The sequence below is a fragment of the Pseudoalteromonas rubra genome (assembly GCF_005886805.2).
Lineage (GTDB): Bacteria > Pseudomonadota > Gammaproteobacteria > Enterobacterales > Alteromonadaceae > Pseudoalteromonas > Pseudoalteromonas rubra_D.
Genome location: NZ_CP045429.1, coordinates 4,112,704 through 4,131,641, shown reverse-complemented (window position 1 = coordinate 4,131,641; position 18,938 = coordinate 4,112,704). Strand labels below are relative to the sequence as shown.

The 18,938-nt window shown below is 48.5% G+C and carries 18 protein-coding genes; 12 read left to right on the top strand and 6 right to left on the bottom strand.

The annotated features are described in order from the left end of the window. Positions 1-33: 33 nt before the first annotated feature. From dusA to CWC22_RS17680, 7 genes are all read left to right on the top strand, one after another. Entirely contained in the window at positions 34-1,047 is a 1,014-nt protein-coding gene (dusA, locus tag CWC22_RS17710; RefSeq protein ID WP_138537394.1) for a tRNA dihydrouridine(20/20a) synthase DusA, read from the top strand. A gap of 174 nt (positions 1,048-1,221) precedes the next feature. Then, positions 1,222-1,887 carry a PspA/IM30 family protein gene (locus CWC22_RS17705; RefSeq protein ID WP_125558867.1) on the top strand — a complete coding sequence of 222 codons (666 nt, stop codon included), beginning with the start codon at positions 1,222-1,224 and terminating at the stop codon, positions 1,885-1,887. Between the two features lie 59 nt (positions 1,888-1,946). Further along, on the top strand, positions 1,947-2,153 hold the full coding sequence (locus CWC22_RS17700; protein ID WP_125558869.1) for a PspC domain-containing protein: 207 nt from the start codon (positions 1,947-1,949) through the stop codon (positions 2,151-2,153). Positions 2,154-2,161: 8 nt separating this feature from the next. After that, positions 2,162-2,485 (top strand): hypothetical protein, encoded by a 324-nt coding sequence (locus CWC22_RS17695; protein WP_125558871.1) that lies wholly within the window; start codon positions 2,162-2,164, stop codon positions 2,483-2,485. A gap of 139 nt (positions 2,486-2,624) precedes the next feature. Then, positions 2,625-3,137, top strand: a complete 513-nt coding sequence (locus tag CWC22_RS17690) for a copper chaperone PCu(A)C (protein ID WP_138537396.1) — start codon at positions 2,625-2,627, stop codon at positions 3,135-3,137. Positions 3,138-3,145: 8 nt separating this feature from the next. Beyond that, positions 3,146-4,144: a DUF2333 family protein gene (locus CWC22_RS17685; protein ID WP_138537398.1), complete on the top strand. Its 999-nt coding sequence runs from the start codon at positions 3,146-3,148 to the stop codon at positions 4,142-4,144. Between the two features lie 4 nt (positions 4,145-4,148). Beyond that, positions 4,149-4,910 carry a TIGR04219 family outer membrane beta-barrel protein gene (locus tag CWC22_RS17680; protein ID WP_125558877.1) on the top strand — a complete coding sequence of 254 codons (762 nt, stop codon included), beginning with the start codon at positions 4,149-4,151 and terminating at the stop codon, positions 4,908-4,910. A 62-nt stretch (positions 4,911-4,972) separates the two neighbouring features. On the opposite strand, the gene CWC22_RS17675 is transcribed toward CWC22_RS17680, so the two are convergent. After that, positions 4,973-5,854, bottom strand: coding sequence for a TIGR03899 family protein (locus CWC22_RS17675; RefSeq protein ID WP_125558879.1), 882 nt, complete (start codon positions 5,852-5,854; stop codon positions 4,973-4,975). After that, entirely contained in the window at positions 5,851-6,381 is a 531-nt protein-coding gene (locus CWC22_RS17670; RefSeq protein ID WP_125558881.1) for a hypothetical protein, read from the bottom strand. The genes CWC22_RS17675 and CWC22_RS17670 overlap by 4 nt, the downstream gene beginning before the upstream one ends. A gap of 184 nt (positions 6,382-6,565) precedes the next feature. On the opposite strand from CWC22_RS17670, the gene CWC22_RS17665 reads away from it, so the two are divergent. Both CWC22_RS17665 and CWC22_RS17660 read left to right on the top strand, forming a co-directional pair. Then, positions 6,566-8,752, top strand: a complete 2,187-nt coding sequence (locus CWC22_RS17665) for an EAL domain-containing protein (RefSeq protein WP_125558883.1) — start codon at positions 6,566-6,568, stop codon at positions 8,750-8,752. Between the two features lie 63 nt (positions 8,753-8,815). After that, a complete protein-coding gene (locus CWC22_RS17660; protein ID WP_125558885.1) occupies positions 8,816-11,005 on the top strand; it encodes a YgiQ family radical SAM protein in 2,190 nt (729 codons plus the stop codon). 44 nt (positions 11,006-11,049) lie between these two features. Here the strand turns inward: CWC22_RS17660 and CWC22_RS17655 are convergent, their stop codons facing one another. From CWC22_RS17655 to coaBC, 3 genes are all read right to left on the bottom strand, one after another. Then, positions 11,050-13,809, bottom strand: coding sequence for an alpha/beta hydrolase family protein (locus CWC22_RS17655; protein WP_138537400.1), 2,760 nt, complete (start codon positions 13,807-13,809; stop codon positions 11,050-11,052). A gap of 150 nt (positions 13,810-13,959) precedes the next feature. Next, complete coding sequence (gene slmA / locus CWC22_RS17650; RefSeq protein WP_010383685.1) at positions 13,960-14,550, bottom strand: nucleoid occlusion factor SlmA; 591 nt, start codon at positions 14,548-14,550, stop codon at positions 13,960-13,962. A 156-nt stretch (positions 14,551-14,706) separates the two neighbouring features. Next, positions 14,707-15,906, bottom strand: a complete 1,200-nt coding sequence (coaBC, locus tag CWC22_RS17645; RefSeq protein WP_138537402.1) for a bifunctional phosphopantothenoylcysteine decarboxylase/phosphopantothenate--cysteine ligase CoaBC — start codon at positions 15,904-15,906, stop codon at positions 14,707-14,709. Between the two features lie 126 nt (positions 15,907-16,032). Between coaBC and radC the strand changes: the two genes are divergently transcribed. The 3 genes from radC to rpmG all read left to right on the top strand — a co-directional run bounded on the left by radC (position 16,033) and on the right by rpmG (position 17,390). Beyond that, positions 16,033-16,707: a RadC family protein gene (gene radC / locus CWC22_RS17640; protein ID WP_138537404.1), complete on the top strand. Its 675-nt coding sequence runs from the start codon at positions 16,033-16,035 to the stop codon at positions 16,705-16,707. 278 nt (positions 16,708-16,985) lie between these two features. After that, the gene (gene rpmB / locus CWC22_RS17635) at positions 16,986-17,222 is read left to right on the top strand and encodes a 50S ribosomal protein L28 (RefSeq protein ID WP_010383680.1); all 237 of its coding nucleotides are present in this window, start codon (positions 16,986-16,988) and stop codon (positions 17,220-17,222) included. Between the two features lie 12 nt (positions 17,223-17,234). Further along, the gene (rpmG, locus tag CWC22_RS17630; RefSeq protein ID WP_005493124.1) at positions 17,235-17,390 is read left to right on the top strand and encodes a 50S ribosomal protein L33; all 156 of its coding nucleotides are present in this window, start codon (positions 17,235-17,237) and stop codon (positions 17,388-17,390) included. Between the two features lie 438 nt (positions 17,391-17,828). Here rpmG and CWC22_RS17625 read toward each other — a convergent pair whose 3' ends face one another. After that, the gene (locus CWC22_RS17625; protein WP_010383675.1) at positions 17,829-18,749 is read right to left on the bottom strand and encodes a manganese-dependent inorganic pyrophosphatase; all 921 of its coding nucleotides are present in this window, start codon (positions 18,747-18,749) and stop codon (positions 17,829-17,831) included. Between the last annotated feature and the right edge of the window lie 189 nt (positions 18,750-18,938).

Here is an 18,938-nt window from a genome sequence, read left to right as displayed (position 1 = left end):
TGGAACCGCTCAATCGGGCGTTTCAGAGGTAGTATGACAAATACAGATAATTCAGGCACAAGCGCAGTAAATACAGGCGATTCAGCGTTTCGTCGCTTTTCCGTTGCACCCATGTTGGATTGGACGGATCGCCATTGCCGGACCTTTCATCGTAAGCTAACTAAGCATGCGGTACTGTATACCGAAATGATCACCACTGGTGCCATCATCTTTGGTAAAGGCGATTATTTGCACTTTGGTGAGCACGAAATGCCAGTGGCACTGCAACTGGGTGGATCTGATCCCGAAGCCTTAGCTGAATGTGCTAAGCGTGCTGAGCAATACGGCTATAACGAAGTGAACCTCAATGTGGGTTGTCCATCAGACAGAGTACAAAATGGTCGCTTTGGCGCCTGTTTGATGGCAGAGCCTGAGCTGGTGGCTGAGTGTGTTGCTGCAATGAAAAGTGAAGTCTCCATACCGGTTACGGTGAAAACCCGGATTGGTATTGATGAGCAGGATTCGTATGAGTTTTTGACTCGCCTGATTGACGCCTCAAAAACAGCGGGCTGTGATGACTTTATTATTCATGCTCGTAAAGCCTGGCTACAGGGTTTAAGTCCAAAGGAAAATCGTGAGATTCCGCCGCTGGATTATCCGCGCGTGTACAAACTTAAGCAGGATTATTCGGATCTGCACATCAGTATCAATGGCGGCGTTAAAACCATTGAAGAATGTCAGCACCATCTGGCACATCTGGATGGCGTGATGATAGGTCGTGAAGCCTACAGCAACCCGTTTATGCTCGCTGAAGTTGACTGTGCTCTGTATGGCGCTCCAGCGTTTACCCAGACCCGTCATCAGGTGGTCCGTAGTATGTATGACTATATTGAATCAGAGATGTCGAAGGGGGCTAACTTTTGGCATATTGCCCGCCATATGCTGGGGATTTTCCAGAACCAACCTGGGGCACGCGGCTTCCGCCGTCACTTGTCGGAAAATGGCCATGGTAAAAGCGCCGATATCAGTGTCATGGAAAAAGCGCTGACCTTTGTTCCGGAACTATAGTTCTTGTTTTGGTCAAAAAAGCTAATTATGCGCTTTTTTGACCAACCTCTCTTTCTTACTTCTCTTCCCACCTTTTCAATTTTTTAGCTAAGCTTTTGATTTGTTTGGTATTGAGAATTCTGGCATAAACCTTGGAATAAGTTAATCAACATTAGCTTATTCAAGGAGCCTGTCATGGCCTTAATCGATCGAATTGAAGATTTAATCAAAGCCGAGTTCAATGCGTTGCTCGACAAAGCAGATGATCCCAAGAAAAATCAGCGTCAGATACTGACTGAGCTGGAAGAGGCACTGACAGAGTGTCGCAGTACTGTGGTACAGGTGATCTGTGAACAAAAAGCGTTGGTGCGCCGAGAGCAAGCGGTGAATAAAAAAGCTGAACAGTGGCAGCAGCAGGCTGAGTATGCCTTGCAAAAAGACCGCGAAGATTTGGCCCGGGCTGCACTGATGGAAAAACAAGCATGTCAACAGGCGCTGCAACAAATTGAAGAGGAGGCAGCACAGCTGCAACAGGTCTACGACAAATTAGAGCAAGATGCACAATCGCTGAGTAATAAACTAGCCCAATTGCGACAAAAAGAGGCGCAGCTGGCTCGCCGGGAGCACACTGCCACCACTCAGCTGAAAGCGCGCAGTGTGGCTGGTCAACAGTCGATAGCGGCAGCCCTCACCCGCTTTGAGCATTTGGAGCGTAAGGTTGAACGGGTAGAAGCTGAGGTAGACAGTTATGAACTGGTCAGTAACGAGCAAGCACAGTGGCAGGCACTGGAAACCCTCGCTCGAGAAGAGCAGGTGGACAAGGCATTGGCTGAATTGAAACAAAGAAATCAACCGGCTTAGGCATTTGCAACACAGGTAACTGAAGCGTACCCGGTGTAGCAGCAATGAGGAGAACTCTGATGACAGAACATGATACTTATTACAATACAACACGCTCGCAACCACCCCGTAAAAAACTGGGTGGGGTATGTAGCAAGCTGGCAAACAGACTGGATATGCCAACCTGGTTGGTTCGCCTAATCACAGTGTTGTTGGCATTAAAAGCACCTGTGTTAGTTGCGATGGCGTACTTTATCGCCTGGATAATGCTGTCGGAGCGCACTTAGGGGGCATTATGAAAGCGGCATTGATCTTATTGATTGGTTTGGTTGTGTTATCGGCGTTTTCCTGGGTGTCCTCTCCCTTGGCCTGGTTTAGTGTGCCAGAGGTCATTTTGGATGTGAGTTGGGTCGGGATTGAAATGCTTAGCCTGTTTGTCGCGATGATCGCCGTTTTTGCCTTACTGGCATTGCTGAGCATAGGGTTGTTTGGCGTGATATTAGTTGTGCTCATTGGGCTAGTGTTAGCATTACTATTTAACTCGGTGCTGATTGCCATTCCGCTATTGTTTCTGGTTGCAATAGGCTGGTTGGTGAGCGATAAGCAGGCGCTATGTTAAGGCGTCTGGCCAGAGGTGCTGTATTAAGGTGTAGCACCTTTGCGAGTGCGTGCGGCTGTAAAGAAATGGTGATGAAAGCGCGTTAAACTAGGGGCAATGTGGTATAGTAAACGGACTATACTCAACAAGGAAAGCGCTTATGATCAAAAATTTAGCCTTTTTTATGCTGTGTTCATTGCCTTGGATGTCACAGGCACATCCGGACCACACGCATGGCGAATCTCATCACCATGCGCACGCCGAACAGGGCGTAGTGCAACTGACGCACGCAACACTGCGTGACTTTTTGCCCGCGGCCAGCTCTACTGCCGGTTACTTCACACTTGCCAATAGCAGCCAACAAGCGGTGACACTAGTCAAAGCTGAAATTGAAGGGCTTGGGCGAGTGGAGGTCCACGAACACGCACATGTTAATGGCATGATGCGCATGCAAAAGATAGAAAAACTGGAGATTGCGCCTAACAGTCAAGTTGAGTTTAAGCCCGGTGGCTATCACCTGATGGCATTTGAGCCGACCAAACCATTAAAAGTAGGCGAAAATCGTAAACTTACACTATATTTTGCTGATGGCAATCGCGTCTATGGCTTGATTGAAGTGGTGTCGCTTAAAGCGCAGATGCATAACGCGAAAAATGGACATCAGCATCACTAGGAGTATTGATGGATCACAACACACACAATCACATGGGTAAGATTTGGGCCGGCCTGGTCGCAGTATTGCTGCTGGGGTATGGCCTCGCAGTTTACTGGAGTGTTGAGCCCGACCAGTTCGATGTGGTCGGCAGTGCTAAACGTCATGCTGAGCAATCAAATACCCAGCTGGTGACGGGCTATGTGACGACCCATACTTTAATCACAGTATCGCAAACTTTACTCGATAAACCCGGTGGTTATTTGTCTAATGACGTACTACCACCCAGTGTGATGATGGATAACATGCCGGCATGGGAATATGGTGCGCTTGAGATGGTGCGCGATATGGCCTTGTCTATGCGCAAAGATTTTAGTCGCTCTCAGTCGCAATCGACTGAACATCCCAGCCTGAAAAAAGCCCAGCCACAATTTAACATTAGTTCCACGGCGTGGTTATGGCCCAGTGCAGAAGGGGAGTATCGTACTGGTATTGCTCACCTTAATGATTACCTGCTACAAATTTCCAACCCGGCCGATCAAACTAGTCAGTTTTATGCCCGTGCGGATAATCTCAGAGGCTGGCTAAAAGAAGCGGAAAAACGGATGGGGAGTTTAAGCCAACGATTGAGTGCCAGTGTCGGTCAGGATAGGCTGAACACCGATCTGGCAGGTGACAGTGCTGCTAATCAGGCAACCTATGCGGCGAATCACCATGAAGTGAAAACATCATGGTGGAAGATTGATGATGTATTTTATGAATCTCGCGGTGCCACCTGGGCCCTGTTACACTTTTTAAGAGCGGTAGAATACGATTTTGCGGATGTGCTCGAGAAGAAAAATGCAAAAGTGAGCCTGCAACAGATTATTCGGGAACTTGAAGCCACACAGGAGACCGTGTGGAGCCCGATGATTTTAAATGGTAGTGGTTTTGGATTGGTAGCCAATCACTCACTGGTGATGGCGAACTATATTTCCCGAGCCAATGCGGCTCTTATTGAACTCAGTGAACTTTTAGCGCAAGGATAAATAAATGAAAAAGTACTGTTTAGCGGCAGCCTTATCTCTGGCCTGCCTCGCACCTGCAGCACAAGCAGACACTCTGTTAGGTCTGTACCTAGGTGGTGAAGCGTGGGGCGCAGAGCCTGAAGGTAGCTTTGCGAACAAGGGTAATCAGCAAGACTTTGACTTTTCTGATAAAAACTTCTCAAGCTTCTACGCCGCGCTTGAGCACCCGGTACCACTCGTCCCGAACGTTAAGCTCAAATATACCGAGTTACAACTAGATGGTTCTGCGGTACTAAATGAAACCTTCGACTTCGGTGATAAAAGCTTCACCGTGGGCGGTACGGTAAATACCGTGGGTGATTTAGACCACATGGATTACATCTTGTATTACGAGTTGTTTGATAACGATTTGATTTCGTTCGACTTTGGTTTAAATGCTAAGCATTTTGATGGCGAGATCAGCGTAACGGGTTTTGCCAATGGTGAAACCACTACAGAGACTGTCGACTTTTCAGGTTTTATCCCACTGGGTTATCTGAGAGGGGAAGTGGGTTTGCCACTGACCGGGTTGAGTGTGTTTGCTGAAGGCAGCTTGCTGGCAATTGATGACAGTAAGATCCAGGACTTCCAGATTGGGGTCGCCTGGGAGTTCATCGATAATATGGCTGTCGATGTAGCAGTTCGTGCGGGTTATCGCTCTATGGTCGTCGAATTGGATGACGTTGATGACATCACTACAGATATCGATGCATCAGGTCCATTTGCCGGCTTGCAGGTGCACTTCTAACTAGACCGTTTAGCAGGAATGTATCAAGGGGCTGTTTGTTGCTTTGATACATTCCCCATTCTTCAGGTACCCCAGGTCAGGGTAAACTCCTCTTCCAGAGCTTTTGAAAGTAATTGCCTGTAGGTCTTATTGACAGGTGTATTGATCAGCTTTTTCAGCTCATCGCCAGTTTGCGTCAGTTTGTAATAACTCAGCACCAGATCGTTGCTGTTGGCTTCGATGGCAAGGTGTTTACCCTGATAGGCGAGCGTCAGCGACTGGCCCTTTTGCAGGTTGGCAGATTCAATCTCTTGTCGATAAATGAGGTTAATGTCCATTAGCGTCAGAATATGAGGAAAGCTCAACCCTGCCTGAGCCAGATTCAGTGATTCTTTTGTGCCTTTTCGAAGTAAATCAAACAGCGAAGGCTTTTTATAAAAGCCCAGTAAAATTAAATAACTGTCTTCTTTCTCAAGGTAGCCACATAAGGAGGCACACCGCTGCAGGGCATCCGCTTCCTTCTGTGTCATCTGCTTCAATGTTTGCAAGCTTTTGATTGAAAAGGTGCCCGGTGCGATTGACTCACCAACCAGGATTTTCGCCCAGAGTTTCTGCATGGCGCTATTGGCAATATCTTCTGCCAGGGCAATAAAATGCTCCAGCCAATCGGGGTCCGGACGCCCCCGGCTGGTAACATCCGGGCACAAGGTCAGTGACATCCCCATAATGGACTCGATATTGCGTTGTTGTGCAATACGCTGCAATTGATTGCGTTTCAGTGCGCGTTTGAGCACCCCATGTTCACTGCGGACAATAAATTGATTTTGATTGGGGTTAGGCGTTTGCGCAAAGCGTCGGTCTTCGGATTGAATCGCAGCTTTGGGCTGTTTGATCATGGCATATCCCAGTTTCTCTTCAATAAGAAGGGCTAAACTGGAACGGGCCTGGGCATTTTTTATTGTCATACCGCTCCTTGTGCGCGCAGTTTTAACTGGCTGATCAGCTGGTTCATCATTAATTTGAGTTGTTGTTCTGTATAATAGGCCGCAAAACGCGCATAGAGTCCTCCGATTAACGGTGTGTGGTTCTCACCTTGGGCGCTGAGCTGCAGCTCCAATATATCGGCTTGTGGCTTGAGTAATAGCTCGATATGTGCGACATGCTCAGCATTGAATCTGAGTTGTACCGTTACGTGCTGTTGGCTCAGGCTCAGTACTGTGACTTCTGCCAGCCCCCAGGGGTGTTGCAATTCACCATACCCTCCGACCTGGCTGGCGTTAGTCAGAAAGAGCAGCTGTAAATCGGCTTGCGGCGTCAATAATCCTTGCCAGTGGTTGGCATCTAAATAGGTTTTTACCGTTTGCAGGTCATTGATGGTGATCCGTTGTGTTGTCTGCGCCCGGTAGTCAGAGGGAAGTAAAGCGGTGACCACAACCAGGCCGAATATCAAAACAATGCTGAACGTGAATGTCCGAAAAATTGTTGCTGTCATAACCTGCATAGAGCCGCTATATTATTTAGTTAACGAGCACAAGTTGTTGAACATCGACTATAATATTACTTGAGTGTTAACGGGTATGGATCTTGATAGTAAAAACCTATCATAATTTAAAAGATAACACATAGGCAAATATGCCATGTGCGCAGAAACTAAGTAGTTGAACATAAGGTTGATGATGGCGTCAGAACAAGAAGAGTTTTTGTTTGCGGATCAAGACTCAACGCATGACTCACAAGAAACGGTCAGCGCGTATTGGGATGTACTGGTTGTGGACGACGATCCGGAGATCCATTCGGTCACAAAACTGGCTTTATCCGGCGTAGAGTTCTGGGGGCGCGCGCTCAAATTTCATCATGCTTATTCGGGCAAAGAAGCACTTGAGGTTTTGTCACAGCATCCCGAAATTTGCATCTTGTTACTCGATGTCGTGATGGAAAGTGATGATGCGGGTCTGTCGGTGGTAAAGAAAGTGCGTGATGAGTTCGGTAACTACGCCGTGCGAATTATTTTGCGTACAGGGCAACCGGGCTATGCCCCCGAAGAAAAAGTCATTCGTGAATACGACATCAATGACTACAAAATGAAAACCGAGCTGACCCGTGGGAAGCTGGTTACCTCTTTATTGACGGCCATTCGGTCATATCAACAAATCTGCGAGCTCGAACAACAAAGTGTGGCATTGACCAATATTCTGGAGGCATCTCATGCGATCCTGGGCCACACGGATATGCCCTCTTTTGGTCTGTCTGTGGTCAACCAGTTGGCTAAGATCCTGGGCTCAGAGCCACATGGTCTGGTGGCTGGTGCGATAGAGAAAGACGCAAAGGTGCTGGTCTTCGGCGGTACACAACCTTATTTAGCACACATTGGCCAGGGGTTGGAGCAGATAGATAACGGCAGAGTGATCATGCAAGTACAAAACTGCTTTGATATGGATGCTCATCAGCAAACCGATCACGACGTGACCTTTTTACTACAAGGTAAAAATCGCCGTGCCGCTATTTATCTTGAACTGGCAGAGCCACCCAATGCGGCGCAGATGCAGTTTGCAGAAATCTTTTTAACCAATGTCAGTGTGGGCCTGGATAATATTAAGCTGATCAATGAACTGCGCGATGTTGCCTATAAAGATGCGCTGACCCGTCTGCCGAACCGGGCAAACTTTGTCGATCAGATAGCCCAGTATTATAAACCAGAGCAAGATCAGCTGGTATTCGTGTTGATTGATATTGCGCAGTTTTCGGATATCAACAATGGCTTAGGCCAGGAAGTGGGCAATTTGCTGCTATTGGCTGTTAAAGAGCGCTTGCAGCAGGAATGCCCACAGGGAGAATTATTGTCGCGTATTGGTGCTGATGTATTTGGGGTACTGTTACCCAAGCAAAGTTTCGACGAAACCCTGTTTTTAGACGCGCTCACTGTGCCCTACCAGGTTGGTGAGCATGTACTGACAATGCATTTTCATATTGGCGTATGTTGTCAAATTGACTTTTCACCACAAGGCCTGGAAACCTTGAAACTGGCCTATATTGCTCTGAACCAGGCAAAGCAAGGGCGCCAAACGCTCAACTGGTATAGCTCTGATCTGGAAGAAAAAATGGCCTGGCGATTAGGTTTGATCCGCCAGCTTCGACAAGATTTTGAACAAAGAAAACTAGAGGTCTGGTATCAACCTCAGTTGTGTTTACAAACCATGACGGTAATTGGGTGTGAGGCCTTATTGAGGTGGCCCACCGGCAAGGGGGATTACATTTCGCCTGCGGTATTTGTGCCCTTGGCAGAAGATGCCGGGCTGATTGTCGAAATTGGCCAGTGGGTGCTGGAGCAGGCATGTATGATGCAGAAGCAGCTGAGTTCACTGGGGCATGATATCAGTGTGGCCGTCAATGTCTCTGTGCCGCAGTTTAAGGTCTCCAATTATGCACAGCAGGTTAAACAAACCATTCTGGATCATGATGTTGAGCCACAAAAAATTGAGCTTGAAGTCACGGAAAGCGTGGTGATGGATGAAATTAATACTGTGGTACATACTTTGAGTGAGCTGAAGTCCTTTGGGGTGGAAGTCGCTATTGATGATTTTGGCACTGGCTTCTCTTCGTTGAGTTATTTACAAAAGCTGCCACTTGCCAGACTTAAAATTGATCGGGCATTTGTGAAAGGGATCCCGCACGAAGACTCAGGCGCAATTGCCGAGCTGGTGATCTCCTTAGGCCGCCATTTGGGCCTTAAAACCATTGCTGAGGGTGTGGAAACGCAAGAACAAGCCGATATTTTGCGTACATTGGGATGTAATGAAGTACAAGGGTTTTTCTTTGCCAGACCTATGGCTGAAGCCGATTTACTGGCGTATTTGAAAAGCTAGTACTGGGAAGCTATGGTGCTTTTTAGTATAATCCGCTTCTTTTTTCAGCATTGAGCCGTCATCATGAATGCGTTACAGGCCGAGCGCCCGCTTTTTTCTTACCCCAAGTACTGGGCCGAATGTTATGGTCCAGCCCCGTTTCTTCCTACCAGCCGCGCCGAGATGGATGCGCTGGGCTGGGATAGCTGCGATATCATCATAGTGACCGGTGATGCCTATGTGGATCACCCCAGTTTTGGTATGGCAGTGATAGGCCGGGTGTTAGAGGCGCAGGGCTTTCGTGTCGGGATCATCGCGCAGCCAGACTGGTCCAGCAAAGACGCCTTTATGAGTCTGGGCAAACCGAACCTGTTCTTTGGTGTGACTGCGGGCAACATGGACTCGATGATAAACCGCTATACAGCGGAAAAGCGCATTCGTCACGATGATGCTTACACGCCGGGCAATGTCGGTGGTAAACGTCCGGATCGTGCTGTTGTGGTATACAGTCAACGCTGTCGCGAGGCTTACAAAGACGTACCTTTGGTGATTGGGGGGATTGAAGCCAGTTTGCGTCGGATTGCACACTATGATTATTGGCAGGAAAAAGTGCGCCGCAGTATCATCTTTGATGCCAAAGCAGACTTACTGATCTACGGCAATGCCGAGCGCCCGTTGGTTGAGGTGGCGCATCGTATCGCGAATGGTGAATCGATTGACACCATACAGGATGTGCGCGGTACTGCGGTGATCCGTAAGGAGCCGTTGCCTGAGTGGCGCGGTAGCGACTCAACGGCAATCGATAAAATAGGCAAAATTGATCCTATCCCAAACCCTTACGGCGCTGATGATGTTGGTTGTAGTAAGTCGGAATTTGTACAGGCTGAAAAAGCGCAGGATGCAGCTCAGGCTCAACCTATTATGGTGCAACCTCCCCGCCTGAAACCCTGGGAAAAAGTCTATGTTAAGTTGCCTGCTTACGAGCAAGTGAGTGTCAATAAACCGCTATATGCACATGCATCCAGGATTTTGCACCAGGAAACCAATCCGGGTTGTGCCCGGGCCTTGTTCCAGCGTCATGGCGATCGCAGTGTGTGGGTCAACCCTCCTGCTTATCCGCTTGAAACGGACGAAATGGATGAGGTCTTTGGTTTACCATATCAGCGCATTCCTCACCCAAGCTACGGGGAAGAAAAGATCCCGGCCTACGACATGATCAAAACATCGGTGAACATCATGCGCGGGTGTTTTGGTGGGTGTAGTTTCTGCTCTATTACTGAGCATGAAGGGCGCATTATTCAGAGCCGATCTGAGCAGTCGATCATTGATGAAATTGAGCAGATCCGCGATAAAGTGCCTGGATTTACCGGCGTGATTTCAGATTTGGGTGGCCCGACGGCCAACATGTATAAGTTGCGCTGTAAGAGTAAAAAGGCGGAAAGCACCTGCCGTCGGCTGTCGTGTGTGTATCCGGATATCTGTAAGCACATGGACACAGATCATACTCCGACCATAGAACTATATCGCAAGGCACGTGACGTTGAAGGGGTGAAAAAGATCCTCATCGCCTCGGGTGTGCGTTACGACCTGGCCATTGAAGATCCGCGTTATGTCAAAGAGCTGGTAACCCACCATGTTGGCGGTTATTTAAAAATTGCGCCTGAGCACACTGAGCAGGGACCTTTGTCTAAAATGATGAAGCCTGGCATGGGCACCTATGACAAGTTCAAAGAGTTATTTGATAAATACTCTAAAGAAGCGGGTAAAAAGCAGTATCTGATCCCTTATTTTATCTCAGCACACCCGGGCACCAAAGATGAAGACATGGTCAACATGGCGCTATGGCTAAAAGCCCATGACTTTAAATTGGATCAGGTGCAAAACTTCTATCCGTCACCGATGGCAAATGCAACCACCATCTATCATACCGAGATGAACTCGTTGCGTAACATCAAAAACAACAAAGAAGTGGTGGCTGTGCCTAAAGGGGCGAAGCAACGCCGTCTGCATAAAGCCATTTTGCGTTACCACGATCCGGCTGGCTGGCCGATGATCCGCGAGGCCCTGAAGAAAATGGGCAAGGCGAATCTCATTGGTCGCGGGCCACAGTGCTTGGTACCTGAGGCCGGTCGCAGCGAAGGCAAAGGGAGTACCCGACGCAAACCGGGCACGAAAGCGCTGACGCGCCACAGCGGCTTTGGTCAGTTTAATCAGGCCAATACCAAGCCCAGAGTGGGCAAGAACAAGCCCTCAGGCCGCGCAGCAAAACGCTAGCGCCTAAAGTAAAGAAAAAGCCGCTATGTAGCGGCTTTTTTAATTTAATCACTGCTCTCTTTGCGATAAGGGATCCCTGACTTGATCCAGTTGGCAGCAGGTTTACCCATCAGGTAGTGATCAAAGTAGTCTTTCATGCGAACAGAGTAGTCCACCTGATTCGGGAATTGTTTCAGGTGGTGCGGCTCGCCTTCGTACTGTAAGAAGATAGCATCTTTGTTGTGACGGCGCAGTGCAAGATAGTATTGGATCCCCTCCTGCCATGGTACTGCGCCATCTTTGTCACCAAACATCAACAGAATGGGTGTGTTAACCCTGTCAGCATAGAACACCGGCGAGTTTTCAATATACAGCTCAGGTGCTTCGGTCAGTGTCTTGCCGATGCGGCTTTGCCCGGTTTCATACTGGAACTGACGTGCCAGACCTGATTTCAGACGAATGCCACTGTAGGCCGAGGTCATATTCGACACCGGCGCACCGGACACCACGGCTTTAAACATATCCGTTTGAGTGACGGCAAAGGCGCTTTGGTAGCCTGCCCAGGAGTGTCCCTGAAGGCCAATTTTATCTGGATCGGCAATCCCTAAATCAATGAGCTTTTGCGCCGCGTTCACTAAGGTTTGGGTGGATGAGCGGCCCGGATAACCAATTTCGAAGCGAATGTCTGGCAGGAAGATGGCATAGCCGTTAGAGGTAAACATCGGCAAGTTAGGCCTGTGATTTAGTACCATATGTGGGAAGTCGTACATACGCTGACTCATATAACGGTAGAAGTAGAAGACTACCGGTACTTTTTTACCTGGCTGATAGTCCGCAGGCTTGATCAGCACCCCTTGCAAGGGCTCGCCATTATAACCCTGATACTGTACCAGTTCCGGCTTTTGCCCCCACGCAAAGGTGCTGAGCTGAGGATTCAGGTTGGTGATTTGATGACGCTGACTAAAGGTACTGTTGGTTTGCCACAGATCCGGAAATTCATGGTAACTCTGTCTGGTAAACAGCAGCGTATCCGTTTGTTTGGCTTTTTCTAGTAAGCTGTATTTTGCTTCACCTGAAGTCAGGGTGGTCAGTTTGCCTGTGGCCAAGTTGAGCCTGGCAATGTGTGTTTGTTTGTTGGCAAGGCTATGTGCCGACAGGTAGACCTGTTCATCAGCAGCGAAGCCGACAAAGTCTTTATCCAGTTTGATCACCCGGTATTGTGTCTGGGTTTCCTTGCCTCGTGTCAGACGTTTTGCCTGAGCCGTTTTGCTATCAAAGGCCCAGATATCGAATTTACTGTAGGCATACAGTGTACTGCCATCTCGTTGCCAGCCTGCAAATCCGTATCCTGGATTGGGTTCTGGATAGTCGTGACGGTCATCTGCAAACAGTGCGTCGCGAACGGCCTTGCTAATGGCGGTTTCTTTTTGTGCATGCAGATCTTTAAGCCAAAGCTGATCATTCAGGAAATAGGCTGCGTGCTGACCGGTTGGCGATAGCGTTGGACGATTCGAGGTCTCTTTGACGATAAAGCTGCGTGCACCAGTGGCAACCTGTACGGCATAATAATCCGCATAGAAGCCTTTATACATGATCTGTTTCAGGTATGGCTGATCATTGCTGGCCAGCAGGAAGTCGGCTTCAGGATTTAAGGTTATATCACGGGCTGTGTCATCACTTAGCTGGGCAACACGCTGGCTTCCCAGGTGATAAACTGCCTGATAGTTGCGTTCCCGGTTAGTTTCCTCCCAGGTATTAATCTCCCGGGGTTTAATCTGGGCATCCTCATTATGCCAGACCTTCAGGCCTGATTGAGCCATAATAGTATCAAGGTCGGTCAGTGATGCCTGATCCTGATATTTTTTCTCGTCAGGTTTTGTGGAAAGTAACGGGCGGTTCTCAAAATAGAGCCGCTCTCCTTGCTCCGACCAGCTTAATGCGGCAGATTTTGCACTATACCAGCCCTGCGGCTGAGGCACTTGTGTGAAGCGATCTACTTTGGCATCCCATAGCCGCACTTGATAAGCACGGCGGCGTGTATCGTCATTGACATAATTGCCTTCGGTAAAGGCCACCAGTGATGAGTAGGGGTGCCAGGCGATCGCGGACAAAGTGATGCCAGGCTCTTCTATTAATACGCTGGCCTGTGCCCGACTCAAATCAAAATACTGAATTTGGTTATCAGCACCGTCTTCGCTATGCTGGCTCATGAGTACGCCATATTCCGCGGGGCTCAAGGCATAGCGGCCAACCTGCTCAAACTGATACTGCTGCTGTGAGGTTAAATCCACAATCACCAGAGGATAGGTTTTGTCTTTCTTGTCTGCCGGGATCGCACTGTCGGTGTTTTTCTCTGCTTTATCTGATTTATCGGCTTCCACATCCTGTCGATAGGCCAGCCAGCGGCCATCGTCGCTCAGTTGATAGTCTTTAACAGCGTCAAAAGTGCGTTGTTCACCACTGTGTGTATTGACCAGCACCAGCGCGCGCTTAAGCTTTTTACGCGCTTTTTTGTCTGTGGTTTCTGACGTCAGCAGGTTTGGAACTTGAGTGAAAGCAGCCCAGTTGCCCGCACGATTGAGGTGGGCTTTGGTGCCGCGTTCGACACTGGCAATTAATTTCTTGCTACTGAGGTCATACACCTGTCCTGTGCTGTCTCCCCGATAGGGTTGCGCGCTTAGTGCGACAAATCGCCCGTCTTCTGACAAGACCCGGCCCTGGGCGTATTTAAAGTCAAATACATCATTGAATTCCAGGCTGGGTTTGGCTGCGAGGCTGGTTGCTGAAAACAGGGCGGCCGTGAGTAAAGATTTGGCAAACGTCATAATATGATTCTTGTTCGATAGGAATTGTAACTTTGTAACACTTTTATCTGAGAGACTAAACTGTGCTGCGTTGGGTGTGAGAAAAAACTGGATAAAGCCAGGCGGGCTGTGCCCACCTGACAAGGTTTGCAATAATCTGCAGCAAGCGGGTTACGCCAGCCAGATACGCTGTAACTCTTGCCAGTGGCTGGCAAAGTTGGCCGCTGGCTTGGCTTTAAAGTCACTGCGCACAAACTGGTTCATTTTACCTTCAACATAGGCTAAGAAAAAGTTCGCCAAAGCCGCTTCATCACTGGCAAAGGTTTTGCCTTCGCGCAACTTACGCTCACGGAGCACTTGTTTGAATTGAGTTTCGAGTTTTTCGAACAATCCCTGAACACGTTCGCGCAACCTTTCCTGCTCACCCTGAAGCGCATCTCCGGTCAGAATACGGGTGATCCCAGGGTTCTTTTCTGAGAAAGTGAGTAACAGCATCAGGATATTGTAGATACGACTTTGGGTTTCTTTTTCGTTTTCCAGGATTAAATTGATCCGTGACAGCAAAGTGTCTTCAATAAACTCGATCAGCCCCTCGAACATGCGGGCTTTACTTGGAAAGTGACGATACAGTGCGGCTTCAGATACGCCGACTTCTGTCGCCAGTTTGGCGGTGGTAATACGCTGCCCTGGACTGGTTTCAAGCATTTGCGCAAGGGATTGAAGTATTTGCTCTTTGCGATTACTGCGTTTAGTCGCTGGCATGAGGTTTCCTTTATGATTATCGTTATTTTAGTAGGAGCGGGCTCAATAGTGGCCTGTCGCTGTGCTCGCCTGAGCGACTACTTACAGAGCCCTAAACTCAATTATCTGGCCATGTTAATGCTTTATTCAGCTTCTTTCCAGTCTTTTAACATGAACTTAATTAAGTTTACCGGCAATTGCTTTGACGACAGTAAGTGCTAACTCTGACTTACTTGCCAGTGGTAAAGATTGTTGCGCATTATCCCAAAACAGGGTCAGCGCATTGTTATTAGCATTAAAGCCAATCCCTTCCTGGCTGACATCATTGGCGCAGATCATATCTAACCCTTTGTTTTTCAGTTTGCCTTGTGCGTATTGGGCCACATCTTGCGTTTCTGCGGCAAAGCCTACGGTATAGGGCCGGTGTGCTTTTAGTGCAGCAACGTCAGCAATGATGTCCGGATTTTTCACCAGTGTCAGAGTCATTTCATCGCCCTGCTTTTTAATTTTTTGCTCGGCGATATCTGCGGCACGATAATCCGCAACGGCTGCACAGCCAATGAAGACATCTGAATCGGGTGCCAGTGACATCGCAGCTTGGTGCATATCTTGTGCACTATTTACAGCGTGCACTATACAGCCATGTGGTGGTGTGAGCGCGACTGGGCCTGAGATGAGATGCACGTCAGCGCCCAGTGCAACAGCGGCTTCGGCCAGTGCATAGCCCATTTTGCCTGAGCTGTGATTACTGATATATCTAACCGGGTCGAGCGCCTCGCGAGTTGGGCCTGCTGTGATGGTCACCGTTTTGCCTGCCAGTATGGGAGCTTCAGGGGTGAGTGCATCCAGCGCCAGTGACACCAGTTGATGGGGTTCCAGCATCCGGCCTTTACCGACATCTCCACAGGCCTGCTCGCCCTGGCCTGGTCCCCAAATAGTTACGCCCCGAGCTGCTAGTGTGGAGAGATTCGCTTGCGTGGCAAGGTGAGCATACATTTGCTGATTCATGGCCGGTGCAATGGCAACCGGTGCGGGGGTTGCCAGTAACAAGGTTGTGAGCAGATCATCGGCAATGCCTGCGGCCATTTTGGCGATGATATTGCTGCTGGCTGGTGCGACTAAAACCAGATCGGCCCACTTGGCCAGCTCGATATGGCCCATGGCGGCTTCGGCTGCCGGATCAAGCAGAGAATCTGCGACGGGTTCGCCCGATACCGCTTGCATGGTCAGGGGAGTAATGAACTGTTTTGCAGATTCAGTCATGACGACTTTGACGTCACAGTGATGGTCTTTTAATCGTCGTACCAGTTCGGCACATTTATAGGCGGCGATCCCACCGCTGATCCCCAGAAGAATACGCTTGTGTGTTTGGCTCATGCTCGGCCCCTGCAAATGAAAACTAGCGCTAAGATAACATAGCCTACCCCGGGTTTTGAATTATTCTGCCAGCTGTCTACACTCAGAAAGTCACAGTGACGTGACGGATACCAACAAGGAGGAAACATGCAGTTGATGGCAATGCCTAAAATGCAGCGGCCCAGAGAGCGCCTGCTAAGCAGTGGTGCCAGTGCACTCAGTGATGCTGAACTACTGGCTATTTTCTTACGCACCGGGGTTGCGGGGATGAATGCAATTGAGCTGGCTCAGTCGCTGATTGATCAAAGCGGCTCTTTGCAGGAGTTAATGAACGTAACGTGCAGTGAGTTTTGCCAATACAAAGGTGTTGGCGAAGCCAAATATGTGCAGTTGCAGGCGGTACTGGAGCTTAGCCGGCGTTATTTATTGGAAGACGTGGTACGTGATGCGCAGTTTGGTTCACCTCAGGCAGTCAGCGATTATCTTAAAATACAGCTTAAAGGGCTGCATCATGAGGTTTTCATGGCACTGTTTTTAGATAACCAGAATCGTCTGATCCGTGATGAAGTGTTGTTTTCCGGCACCATTAATGCTGCCAGTGTCTATCCGAGAGAAGTCGTGAAGGCGGCGCTGAAGTACAATGCTGCTGCTTTGATTTTTGCCCACAACCATCCCTCCGGGGTCGCCGAACCCAGTGAAGCTGACAGATTGATCACCAATAAATTGCAGCGAGCGTTGGCGCTGGTGGATATTCAGGTACATGATCACTTAATTGTGGCTGGTAGCTGTTGTCTTTCATTTGCGCAAAGAGGGCTGTTGTAGCAAGGGGAGGAGCCGTATTTGGTGTGTTTCAGCGCGCTTTCCCAGCATAAATTAAAAATAGTTTAATTTAAATGCAGTTTTTACTTTCCTAAGCGGCCATGGATCATTATAATTGGCCGCTATCAAATTTACCAATGAGCTGATTAGGATATCATCAGATCCTTGAACTCTGCCTGTAAATACTGTATAAAGAGCGCCCTTTGATTTTACCCAGGGCACACAGTTTGAAGGCCTAAGGGGAAATTAAGCTCGAGCGAAGTTATTGGAGATATATAGACATGTCTAAAGTCTGTCAAGTTACAGGTAAGCGCCCGGTTGTTGGTAACAACCGTTCACACGCGCGCAACGCAACTAAGCGTCGTTTCCTACCTAACCTGCAAACACACCGTTTCTGGGTTGAAAGCGAAAAGCGCTTTGTTACTCTACGCACTACTACTAAAGGTATGCGTATCATCGATAAAAAAGGCATCGACGCGGTATTGACTGATATCCGTGCTCGCGGCGAAAAAGTATAAGGAGCTTAAATCATGCGTGATAAGATCCGTCTAGTTTCTACTGCTGGTACTGGTTATTTCTACACTACCGACAAGAACAAGCGTAACATGCCTGAAAAAATGGAGATCAAAAAGTACGATCCTAAAGTACGTAAGCACGTGATCTTCAAAGAAGCGAAAATCAAGTAATTCGCTTTCAGATTTGAAAAACCCAGCTCAGGCTGGGTTTTTTATTGCCTGTCTTTTATGCCTGCCAATATATCCTGCTGGTGGTTCCAGCTCAGTCGCAATTTTTGTCGCTGCTTTGAGCTTTGCACTGAGTTTAATACTGGTTAGCAAACTCACACATTTGCAGTCTGTGGTTGTGGTCCGTTATGTGGTTGCTAGCTTTGCTCCGCAATTCTCTTGTGCCAACTGGTGGGGTGCAGTGTCTTATCTGATCAGCGCTCAGAAATTTGACTCGTGGACCCTGAGAAGCCTGGCCAACACCATGTGTGCAATTTTTGTCTATCAGTGTCAGGGGAAGTTTAGCAATACGGAAGGGCATACATCGCCTGCTGCGCACAGCAACCAGGCAAAAAAAGCCCTGACTGGATCAGGGCTTTTTTGGGATTTGTTTAGCAAGGTTTATGCGAATGCATCTTGCAGTGGTGGAACGACCTGCTTTTTACGGCTCAGCACACCATCCAGCCATACTCGGCTATTTTCAGGTGTGACCTGGTAGGCAGTTGCCACAATGCTTTCGTCGTCAGAGGCGATCAGCATTTGTGAGCCTTCTTTCATAATGTCGGTTAATAGCAGTAATACTGAGTGACGGCCACCTTCTTCTTTTAGCTTGGCAATATCAGCTTCCAGATCGGCTTTGATGTCATCGAATACTGACAGGTCAATGACCTCCAGCTGACCAATACCAACCAGGTTGCCATTCATGTTGAAGTCTTTAAAGTCACGCATGACCAAATCGCGCGCCGGTGTGCCTTCTACTGCTGATTTTACTTTGAACATTTCCATGCCCAGAGCTTTAAAATCTTCGATGCCCGCGATTTCCGCGAGTGCTTCCACACATTTAATGTCTGCGGTGGTGCACGTTGGTGATTTGAAGATCACGGTATCGCTCAGGATCGCACACATCATCAGGCCAGCGATCCCCTGTGGGATTTCAACGCCATAGAAGTCGTACATCATTTTTATGATGGTATTACTACAACCGACCGGACGGATCCAGCACTCAAGTGGGGTTGAGGTAGTCAGATCACCCAGTTTGTGGTGATCAACCACACCCACTACTGTGGCTTCATCGATGTCGTCTGGCGCTTGTGTTTTCTCTGTATGGTCAACGATATACACTTCTTCGCCAGCGTAGCTAAGCTTTAATTCAGGGGCTTCAAAGCCAAAGCGGTCAAGGATAAATTGCGTCTCAGGAGAGACATCGCCCAAACGTGTTGGGATCGCTTCTTCACCGATTTGATTCTTCAGGTAAGCCAGTGCAATTGCACCACAAATTGAATCTGAGTCTGGGATCTTGTGTCCCACTACAAACATTGCCATTGACGGTTCTCCAAAAAAATTTGTCGCCATTCTAGCAAAAATTAACCACAAGATAACAGTATAAGCTGGGCTAATCGCAGCTTTTTCAAGTCAGACCTGGAAGGGAAGTGGTGTGTGATAGTCGATTGTGAATAGAGAGGCCTTTATACAGTGGACCTTAAAAGGGAATGTTGTTTCGTTTGGGAGAAA